Here is a 9,768-nt window from a genome sequence, read left to right on the forward strand (position 1 = left end):
AGGGAGTTGACTATAAGCTAGTTGCTGAAGGATCTTACTTAATGCTTTATGTAGATTTGTAGTATAACCTCTTTTTACGTTCTGAAGAGTCACTGGATTACCAGAAGGTCCCTCATAAACTTTCTCAATATCATTTGAAAACAAATAAATCGACAAGTAGTTACCCGGAGGTATTTCATAAGAAAGTTTATTAGCTGCAGCAATTGCAATATCTAGCTTATGATCCTTTATCATTGATGGACTATTATCTATCAGTATAACGTAATGAATGCCGGAAAACTGAGTAAATGCCTCTGGCACCACTCTAATAATAAAATTTACTGACGTCGATTTCTCTATGCTAACATAAGTATGTGAAGATTTAATCTTTAGACTTACTGTCATAACTACTATCAATATTACGCGCGTAAAACTATAAATACTTTTATACAAAATACTTTATGTATGCCATGGAAATGTCCTGTATGTGGATATGAAAATCCTGATGATGCAAACTTTTGCTTAAGATGTGGTGCTCAAAAACCAGCACAACCAACCATTGAACCTATGCAGCAACCAGTTCAACAACCAGATACTAACACGCAACAACAGACTCAGCAGCAACCGGAACAAGTTATGGCTTCACAGCAACCAGCAACTACCGCACAAGCAGAGCAGTCACAAGTCCCACCATCAACGTCCCAACAAGCTACTCCAGATCAGCAAGCACAACCTATACCACAAGAACAACAAGTTGCTCAGAATCCTCCTCCACAAGTGTCTCAACCAGTAGCACAACAAATTGTTACACAACCCCCGCAACCTCAACTGCAACAGAAATATTACTTGTTATTTATCCAAACACCTTATGCTGGTTTGATAAATCAGAAAGTCCCGTTGAACTTTGACATATTTCCTTCGATATCAATCGGTAGGAGCCCAGAAAATGTTATCATAGTCCCAGATCCAGAAGTCTCAAGAAGACATGCAACGATCTCGCTTGAAGGAGGAGAACTTTACATAGAAGATTTGAATAGTACAAACGGAACATATGTATATGATGGAAAGCTCTTCCAGCCGGTAAAAGGAAAGCAAAAGATTACCTCTAATTCAATTATAAAACTAGGAAATCAGACTATAGTAAAGTTAGTAGCTGAATAAGTTGGGTGAATTTTTTGACAATTTCTGCGAGGTTGGAATTCAGTCACAAGTACTCTTTTAATTCTCCAATTCGAGGCGTATTTAGGCTTATACTCGTACCCGAAAGAGTTTCTGTAGCAACAGGTTTTCATTATATAATTCTCCTAGATACCTCTGGTTCAATGTCTGGTCTAAAGATCGAAACAGCTAAACAAGGGGCTATGCAACTACTCAATAAGATTCCCAAGGGAAATAAAATTACATTTATAACGTTCTCTTCAGAAGTAAAAGTCTTAGCAGAATTCAGTGATACAGCAAGTGCTACAGTACAAGAAGTAATCTCTTCAGTTACTGCGAGAGGAAATACAGTGCTCTATACTGCATTATCTACTGCCGTAAACATTGCGAAGAAATACAACTTACCTGGATATATAATACTATTAACTGATGGAAATCCTACAGATATAACTGATGTAACAGCTTATGAAAGAGTTGAAATTCCCGCTGGTTTTAAGATAATCTCATTTGGAATAGGAGATGACTATAATGAACAATTACTAAAGGTATTGGCTGACAAATCTGGTGGCATCATAAATCATATTCAAGATCCAACTGAGATAGCTAATTCTTTGCCTCAAGCAGCTGTTACTGAAGTAGGTGCAAAGAACGTTACAGTAGAGATTGATTCCCCCTCCCCAGTTAAATTATTAAATTACTCTGGCCCCCCAATAAAATTAGGAGCCATTGAAGGTGTGATAAGAATTTATGGAGAAACGACTATTCCAGTCAACTTCAGCGGAAATATAATTAACGTTAGAATAAACTATGAAGATCCGGCTACGGGTAAAAATGAGACCATAGTCGCAGTGAGTTCTGTTACACCGGCATCAAATTCACAGATGTTCCTTAGTGGGGTTAATAATGATATACTGAGTGAATATCAATATTATGAATTAATGAATAAACTTGTAACTCAAGTTAGTTCAAACAATTTAGCAGAAGCAACTAGAACATTACAACAGATGAACCAAGTAGCACAGCAAACAAGAAGGATTGAATTGATTGAAACGACTAGAAGACTACAAGAAAGCGTTGAAACGACTAGAAGACTTGGAAACGCAGAACAAACTAAGAAAATTGTACTTAGCGAAGCAACTAAAAAACTAAGATCTTAATTTTCTCTTAAATTTTAATTAGTAAGCACAGAGTCATTTTTTTATTGTAAAAATTTTTATACTATCGTTCTGACTATTTATCTGGAATTACATATGCCTGTTGAAGATATCGTAAAGGTATCAAGAAATTTCCAGGTTACTATACCAGCTAGAATTAGACAAAAAGTGAAGGTAAAAGAAGGGGATTTAGTAAGAGTAATATATGACGAAAACGAAAACACCGTTAAAATAATACCTATAAGCAGAGAGGAACTAGAAAAACTTTAAATAATTTTCTTTACTTCTTCTACCACTTCAAATATTTTTTCATATAAATATTCTCCGACAATATTTTTCACTTTTTCTAACTCATCTATGTCAATTACTTTAATCTCACTTCCGCTTTTAATCACATCAACTTCTAAATCCAAGTATCTTAACTTCCCCTTGAGTATTTCTGGTGGGGTCGAGATATTAACATAAATTCCTTTAAGCTTACCATCTTTACTAAAATACCTATGAATCTGATACCATTTCCTAGAGTCAAACTCTACAATATCATAGTCATCCTTTTCCATTTTTACATTAAGACCATCATATACTCCATCTCTATCAAAGAATCTCATTAACCTAATAACAAAATAGCTATCAGTCACTTCTTTATATATAACTTTACCCTTTCTCAAATAGAGAATTTTGCCATTAGCCTTGATATGCTCTATCTCCATGTAATCAGCTATAAGCTTGTTCAATAAATCCTCAACTTCTCCACTTCCATTTTCGACAATGTCCACTTCATTTGAAAGGGACACCTTCAGCATATGATGAAAATTAATCGTTTGAGGAACAACTTTTCTCCTTTCTCTATCCAACATAATCTTATCTTCAAGAGATAGAGTAATCTTCTCAAAGTCTTCACCTTGTCCTTTAAAGTCCTCATTATCAAACCTCATTACAAGTCTTTCTAACTCCTCCTTTAGTTCAAAATCGTGAGTAATTGATGCATTACTCCTCCATTTGACGTTATATCCCTTCTTGTTAAATGGTAAGCTTATAGATAATAATCTACCCCTTTCTTCCCTACTTATATGTTCTGAAAAGAATGTTTTACCATCTCCTCTCCATACCATAGCATATTTTCCTACTGCCTTAGGTGAAGCTAAAATAATCTTACCTTCTATAGGAGGTTTAACAACCAATCCTTGTTCTAAGCAAGGCTCGACATCAAAACCCATATATTTACAATCTTTAGTTTGAATAACAGAATATAACTTAACAGGGGATTTCCAGACGAAAGAATATCTGAAAATGCTTCTAAAAAAATTGTATAAATCTTGTCCAATACTAATTATTTCTCCTTTGTCATTTCCGTCTTTTACAGTAACGTCTGCTGGTTCTTCTCTTATTTCAGAGTTAAAGCGTTCAGCAATTTGAGGGGTTTGCTGAACAACTTCAAAACCGTGATCTAAAAATAATTTAGTTAAGGCTGTGGCGTAAATGCCTCTAATTCTAACCTTCATATAATAATCTATTCAAGACATACTTTAAAACCCCACCCTCTTTGACATATTCCAATTCTACATTAGTATCTACTCTCACTAAACCTTCGGTAGTTATGATTTTACCATCTGAAGATTTGAACTGAATTGTAACTCTCTTTTTAGGAGTCAAATCGCTAAGACCAAGTATTGATACTTCCTCGTCTCCTTTTATCCCTAGATTTCTCCAATCTGGTATTTCAATAGGTAGAACTCCCATAGCAACAAGGTTACTTCTATGAATTCTTTCAAAACTCTCAGCTAAAACAGCTCTAACACCAAGCAAAGCAGTAACTTTAGCAGCCCAATCTCTCGAGCTACCAGAGCCATATTGCTTACCAGCTACAATAACTAAAGGGACTCCTTCCCTTCTGTAAAGTTCTGAAGCCTCATACACAGTCATAACTTTACCATCTGGGAAGTGTTTAGTAAATCCTCCTTGTTTATCAACTAAATAGTTCTTAAGCTTCGGATTTGCAAATCCTCCTCTTATCATAACCTCGTGGTTTCCTCTTCTAGCGCCGTATGTATTAAGCTCTGTAACCCCTTGTTGCTTCAAATAAACACCAGCAATTGAGTCTGGTAAAATAGGGCCTGCAGGCGATATATGATCAGTTGTTATCTTGTCTCCTAGAAGAAGTAAAATCCTAGCGTTCTTTATATCCTCTAGTTTAGGACTATCCATGGCAAACCATGGTGGCTCCATTATATATGTTGACTTCTTGTCCCAATTGTAAGTATCGCTCTCCTCTACTTTTAGTGATTTCCAATTCTCATCCCCTTCGAAAATTCTCTCATACTTCTTCTTATAGAGCTCCGGGTTTAATGAAAGGTTCATATACTGCTTTATTTCTTCTAATGAAGGCCAAATGTCCTTTAAGTAAACTGGATTACCATTAGGGTCATAACCAATTGGCTCATTCTGAAAATCAATGTCTATTCTTCCCGCTAACGCATATGCTACTACCAGAATAGGAGAGGCTAGATACACGCCCTTGAGTAAGGGGTTAACTCTCCCTTCAAAATTCCTATTTCCGCTTATTACTCCAAAAACCTCCAACCCGTTTTGTTTAACATCATCTTCAACAACTTTTGGCAATGGGCCCGCATTTCCAATACAAGTTGTACAACCTAGCCCAACCACGTGGAAACCTAATGCCTCGAGATAAGGAAGAAGACCAGACTCTTTCAAATACTCTACAACTACTGGTGAACCTGGGGCAGTGCTAGTCTTTACATAAGGCTTTACCCTTAATCCATATTGCACGGCTTTTTTCGCCAATAATCCAGCACCAATCATTACTGTAGGATTAGAAGTATTTGTACAACTAGTTATTGCAGTTAGTACAACGTCGTTATCACTAACAATAGCACCCTTCTTCTTGTTCTCTTTCTTCTCATTTTTTACTTTCATTTCTCTAAGGGGTACTCTTTCATCAGGGTTTCTAGGCCCGGCTACAGCTGGTTCAATTTTACTTAAATCTATTTCAACTACTTCAGTGTAGTTTGGAACATCTTCATAAAACAAACCTTGTGCTTTAGCATATTTTTCTACAAGTTTATAGTTCCTACTTGTGCCGGCCAAGTAATTGATCGTTTGAGTGTCAATAGGGAAGAAACCCACTGTTGCTCCATATTCTGGAGACATGTTGGCGATAGTTGCTCTATCTGGTACTGAGAGTTTTGAAAGGGACGGGCCAAAGAACTCCACAAATTTTCCAACAACTCCTTTCTTTCTGAGGAATTCAGTAATATAAAGTACAATATCGGTTGGTGTAACTCCCTCTTGTATTTCACCAACAAGTTTAACTCCTATAACTTCTGGTACAGTCATTGTATAAGGCTCTCCCAAAAGAACTGCTTCTGCTTCTAATCCTCCAACACCCCATGATAACACACTTACTCCATTAGTCATTGTTGTATGAGAGTCTGTTCCTATCACTATTTCTGGGAATGCTGTCTGTATTCCTTTTACTTCCCTAACATCTACAACTTTGCTTAAATACTCAAGGTTAATTTGATGTATTATTCCATTTCCCGGAGGGACAACTCTAAGGTTTCTAAAGCTCGCTTGAGCCCACTTAAGAAACTTATATCTCTCTTCATTTCTTTCAAACTCTTTTTTCATATTCCACAGCAAAGAATAAGATGTGCCGTAATAATCAACTTGGACTGAATGGTCAATTATTAAATCTGCTGGAACAACTGGATTTACAATTTTAGGGTCTTTTCGTTTTCTTTTTACTTCATCTCTCATACCTGCTAGGTCAACAAGAAGGGGGACACCAGTGTAATCTTGCATTACGACCCTAGTAGGGAAGAATGAGAATTCTTTACCTACTTTCCAACTTAATATAGCGTCTAAATCATCGTCACTTATTTTTTTACCATCATAATTTCTGATAACATTTTCTATAAGGACTCTGATAGAATAAGGATATTTAGAAATTTTTTGTTCATAGTCTTCTAGTTGTTTTAAAGAGTAAAAATAGACGTTTTCATCAAGTTTAGAAATCTGGAACTTCATATCTAAAATTACCGCTTAAAGCTAAAAAACACCAGTTATTAAAGATTAGTGTGAGCGAAAATTTAAAACATTTATGTGGCAGAGCTTCTTACATAGGATTTTTCGGTTCTTATGCGAGGAAATCGGACTATGTGGAAGGACTTTCTGACATTAACGTGATAGCCATCAGTGATGATAAAACCTTACTCTTAGATCTAGCTTCGGAGGGTTATTCTCCAATAGTGATTTCTAAAGAGAAATTGAGAGAATTATGTGAAAATGGTGACCCTCTGTGCTTACAAGTCTTAAACTCAGAAGGCATTTGCGGAGAATTTCCCTCTGAGATAAAATTTGTAAAGACCGATTATACGTGTGAAAGACTAAGGAAATCGGTTGTTTCGCTATATACGCTTTCACTATTGGCTTTCTTTCGAAACGATGAAAGAAATTGCATAGAGAACTCCTATAGAGCTATAAAGACATTAATTCAATGGAGAGCTTGCAAAGAGAATCTAAACATTCCTTTATCAGCAGAAGAAGCTGAGAACATGTGCAAAGATCTTAACCTAAGTTTTTGTCAGACATTTAAAGACCTAGTGTTTTTAAGAAGGATGCGTTCACCATTAACTCTATGGAGTTTAGATAAAGTTGCGGAAGCGATCTCACTTTTCATGAAAGTTGCAAAAGCCTCTAAGATTTATGAAGAAACCAAAGGGGATGTTTTTAAGATTGATATTGGAGAAAAAGGCTTCATAGTCGAAAAAAGCAATAAAGAGAAACTTCTTATTCCATTTGCTTAATTTCTCTTCAACGAAATGTTTAAAACTTTTAAATCAAATATATACTTATGGCAAATGAGGAAGAAAGGAGAGATTTAGAAAGAGCAGCTGAGTATGAACAAACTGTATCTAGGGCTACAGTAATTGGAAAGAATAAAGTCGAATTGAGTACTGGACTCATAATTGCTGCAAGGTATGCGGACAAGCTTAGGAGAGTTGCATTAGTTGCATTTAGTAAGATGGTACCTAGAGATATAATAATAAGGGATGTTGCTGAGCTTAACAAACAACTTTACGACACCATAGTTAATCAAATGAAGCTTGACAAACTAGATGTTATAAGGTTACTAGTAGACGCCGAATATGATGAGGAAAATCAGAAAATAAAGTTCTCTAATGTTAGAATTATTAGATATTATACTGAGGAAGAATGTAACAAAAAGAATGAAGAAGTAGTTAGACAAATGGAAGAATATAAGAAAAAATATGAAGAATTAAGTAGACAAATGGAAGAATTTAAACAGAAAATTAAACAAGTTGAAGACGCACTGAAGGCATTAAGCTAAGTTAATATTTTTATCTTTTATTTTCGTTTTGCTTTTGTGGAAATTGGTACTTCATTAAAACTTAAGATAGGGCTGTTCCCGCTTTAATGATAAAATTAAATATTTCTAAACGCTAACAAATACTGGATGAATGACAGAAAATCTACAAACTCAGCGATTTTGCAAGGCTGATGGGCGTTAGTCGTAGTGCTGTAATTAAGTGGATTAAAGAAGGTAGAATTAAAGCTATCAACATTCACGGTAGGTGGTATATCCCCCGAATCGGAGTTTGAAACGGTTATCAAGGGAGCAATGTGAAGAGTGTTGTAATCTATGCAGAGTAAGCGGTAATATCCAAAAAGACGATTTGGAGAGACAGATAACGTCTCTAGAGGAGTATGTTAAGAAGTAATTCCCGCAAGCTGCTTGGTTATTAAAGACGTTGATAGTGGATTGAAAGGAGATAGGAAGGGACTAAAGAAACTAATTGAGTTAATTAGGAGAATAGATGTTACTGTTGTAGCTTACAAAGACAGATTAATGAGCTTTTCTATCTTGAGGACCTTTCAAAGTTTATGAGGTCGGAGTTATCATAACTTTCAATGAAAAAGGAAACACGCAAGAGCTAGTTGATGATTTAATTGAGTGAGCGAGATTGTTACATGTTGCTGAGAATATTTTCAGTAAAGAGAGTCTCTAATATAAAAATCGTTGAGAATGTTGAAAACACAGTCAAAGACAATTAAAAAGACAGTGACATTAGAGTGTTATACAAATAGATCAAGTTGGAAAACTCTCTCTGAGATCGAATCTGCATATAGGAAAATGTTAACGGAGATGATTGGATTTGCACTAAAAAATAAAGCAACTCAGAAAACTCTTAACCAAACTTTTTACAAGCAATATCGCAAAGAGTTCCCTTGGTTAGCAACACGTATTATAAAAGGGACTTATAGAGATGTCCTTAGGAGGGTTAAATCGTTTAAAGAGTTGAAAAGAAAAGGAAAAGCAAAAACTGATAGACCAGCAGTCAAAAGAGTTACAATTACTTTTTCTGATTCGCAAGACTGGAAATTAGAAAATGGGGCAATATGGATTAAAAGCAATGTCCTTAAGGATGAATGGTTGGAATTAAAATATAGAGATACTAAGCTTTTGCATAGGTACTTGTACCATCATGACGGCTGGACATTAGCTGGAGAGCTAGAGATAAAACTAGTTGATGGAAAAATCTTCTGCTACTTAACCTTTAAGAAAGAAGTAGAAGTCAAAGAAAATAAAAACGTTTTAGCTGTTGATGTTAATGAAAACAATGTTACTGCCATTTTGTTTAAAGACGGAAAGATTGCTGAAGCTTATAGGATTGAAACTGGTTTAGGCAATCTAGTCATTTCATATTCAGAGAGAAGAAAGAGAATAACTCAAGGTAGATCTACAAAGGATAGAGAGGTTAAGAAATCTCTGAAGAAGTTGGGAGAAAAAGAGAAAAAAGAAGACACGATCTATCAAACTGCTGATATCCTAGAAGAGATAGCCATCAAAAACGATGCAACGATTGTAGTTGGTGAGGTGTTTAAAGGAAAGAAGAAGATAGAGGAAAAGACATATTCTGACAAATTAAGGCATAGAATTCATCAATGGAATGTTGTTAAACTTGTTGATGTACTAAGCAATAAACCAGTATATGTAGACAAAATAAATGAAGCTTATACTTCAACTACTGACCCATTTACTGGGAAAAGAATAAAGACTTTTTCTCCCTTGATGATACGCTATGCGTGGAGGGGGAGAAAGAGGGTGAGAGTAGTTAAGTTTAGACTAAGAATAGCAGAGAATGGTTTAGATAGAGACGTAATAGGAGCAATAAATATAGGTTTAAGGTATCTAAACTCAAATGGGAGCCCCATGGCGTTGGGCTCGACTGAGCCCCATGCGGTGTGGTTGAAGCTAATGATACCGCACCTAGGGCTAACCCAGGCCATAGAATTGAGAAATAACTAGAAATGACATGGTCTGGGAAACGTTTATATGAAAAATGTTAGACTCGACCCCTTCAGAGGAATTATAGTTACTGTGCCACCTACAAGAGTTAAAGAGAGTGACCCTGATCTTTTACTTGAAGAGCTG

Annotated in this window: 11 protein-coding genes; 8 read left to right on the forward strand and 3 right to left on the reverse strand. The window is 35.7% G+C overall.

From position 1 onward, the window contains the following. Nucleotides 1-384, reverse strand: a 384-nt coding sequence (locus AC3OCB_RS08555; protein ID WP_498341988.1) for a vWA domain-containing protein, incomplete at its 3' end; no start/stop codon positions are given. Between the two features lie 60 nt (nt 385-444). On the opposite strand from AC3OCB_RS08555, the gene AC3OCB_RS08560 reads away from it, so the two are divergent. From AC3OCB_RS08560 to AC3OCB_RS08570, 3 genes are all read left to right on the forward strand, one after another. Beyond that, a complete protein-coding gene (locus AC3OCB_RS08560) occupies nt 445-1,140 on the forward strand; it encodes an FHA domain-containing protein (RefSeq protein ID WP_498341990.1) in 696 nt (231 codons plus the stop codon). Between the two features lie 14 nt (nt 1,141-1,154). Then, the gene (locus AC3OCB_RS08565; protein WP_498341992.1) at nt 1,155-2,294 is read left to right on the forward strand and encodes a VWA domain-containing protein; all 1,140 of its coding nucleotides are present in this window, start codon (nt 1,155-1,157) and stop codon (nt 2,292-2,294) included. 93 nt (nt 2,295-2,387) lie between these two features. Continuing rightward, nucleotides 2,388-2,561: an AbrB/MazE/SpoVT family DNA-binding domain-containing protein gene (locus AC3OCB_RS08570; RefSeq protein ID WP_498341993.1), complete on the forward strand. Its 174-nt coding sequence runs from the start codon at nt 2,388-2,390 to the stop codon at nt 2,559-2,561. On the opposite strand, the gene AC3OCB_RS08575 is transcribed toward AC3OCB_RS08570, so the two are convergent. After that, nucleotides 2,558-3,793, reverse strand: coding sequence for a ribonuclease FAU-1 family protein (locus AC3OCB_RS08575; protein WP_498341994.1), 1,236 nt, complete (start codon nt 3,791-3,793; stop codon nt 2,558-2,560). The two genes, AC3OCB_RS08570 and AC3OCB_RS08575, sit on opposite strands and share 4 nt — an antisense overlap. Then, a complete protein-coding gene (gene acnA / locus AC3OCB_RS08580; RefSeq protein WP_498341995.1) occupies nt 3,783-6,338 on the reverse strand; it encodes an aconitate hydratase AcnA in 2,556 nt (851 codons plus the stop codon). Before acnA ends, AC3OCB_RS08575 begins: the two co-directional genes overlap by 11 nt. Nucleotides 6,339-6,388: 50 nt before the next feature. Here acnA and AC3OCB_RS08585 point away from each other — a divergent pair, with 50 nt between their 5' ends. From AC3OCB_RS08585 to AC3OCB_RS08605, 5 genes are all read left to right on the forward strand, one after another. Then, nucleotides 6,389-7,117 carry a hypothetical protein gene (locus AC3OCB_RS08585; protein WP_498341996.1) on the forward strand — a complete coding sequence of 243 codons (729 nt, stop codon included), beginning with the start codon at nt 6,389-6,391 and terminating at the stop codon, nt 7,115-7,117. 47 nt (nt 7,118-7,164) lie between these two features. Continuing rightward, nucleotides 7,165-7,662, forward strand: coding sequence for a DUF2258 domain-containing protein (locus tag AC3OCB_RS08590; RefSeq protein ID WP_498341997.1), 498 nt, complete (start codon nt 7,165-7,167; stop codon nt 7,660-7,662). A 140-nt stretch (nt 7,663-7,802) separates the two neighbouring features. Beyond that, nucleotides 7,803-7,934 (forward strand): helix-turn-helix domain-containing protein, encoded by a 132-nt coding sequence (locus tag AC3OCB_RS08595; protein WP_498342000.1) that lies wholly within the window; start codon nt 7,803-7,805, stop codon nt 7,932-7,934. Nucleotides 7,935-8,067: 133 nt separating this feature from the next. Beyond that, nucleotides 8,068-8,220 (forward strand): hypothetical protein, encoded by a 153-nt coding sequence (locus AC3OCB_RS08600; RefSeq protein WP_498341998.1) that lies wholly within the window; start codon nt 8,068-8,070, stop codon nt 8,218-8,220. Between the two features lie 141 nt (nt 8,221-8,361). Next, nucleotides 8,362-9,642 (forward strand): IS200/IS605 family accessory protein TnpB-related protein, encoded by a 1,281-nt coding sequence (locus AC3OCB_RS08605; RefSeq protein ID WP_498341999.1) that lies wholly within the window; start codon nt 8,362-8,364, stop codon nt 9,640-9,642. The last annotated feature ends 126 nt before the right edge of the window (nt 9,643-9,768 follow it).

The organism is Sulfurisphaera sp. (assembly GCF_059755235.1).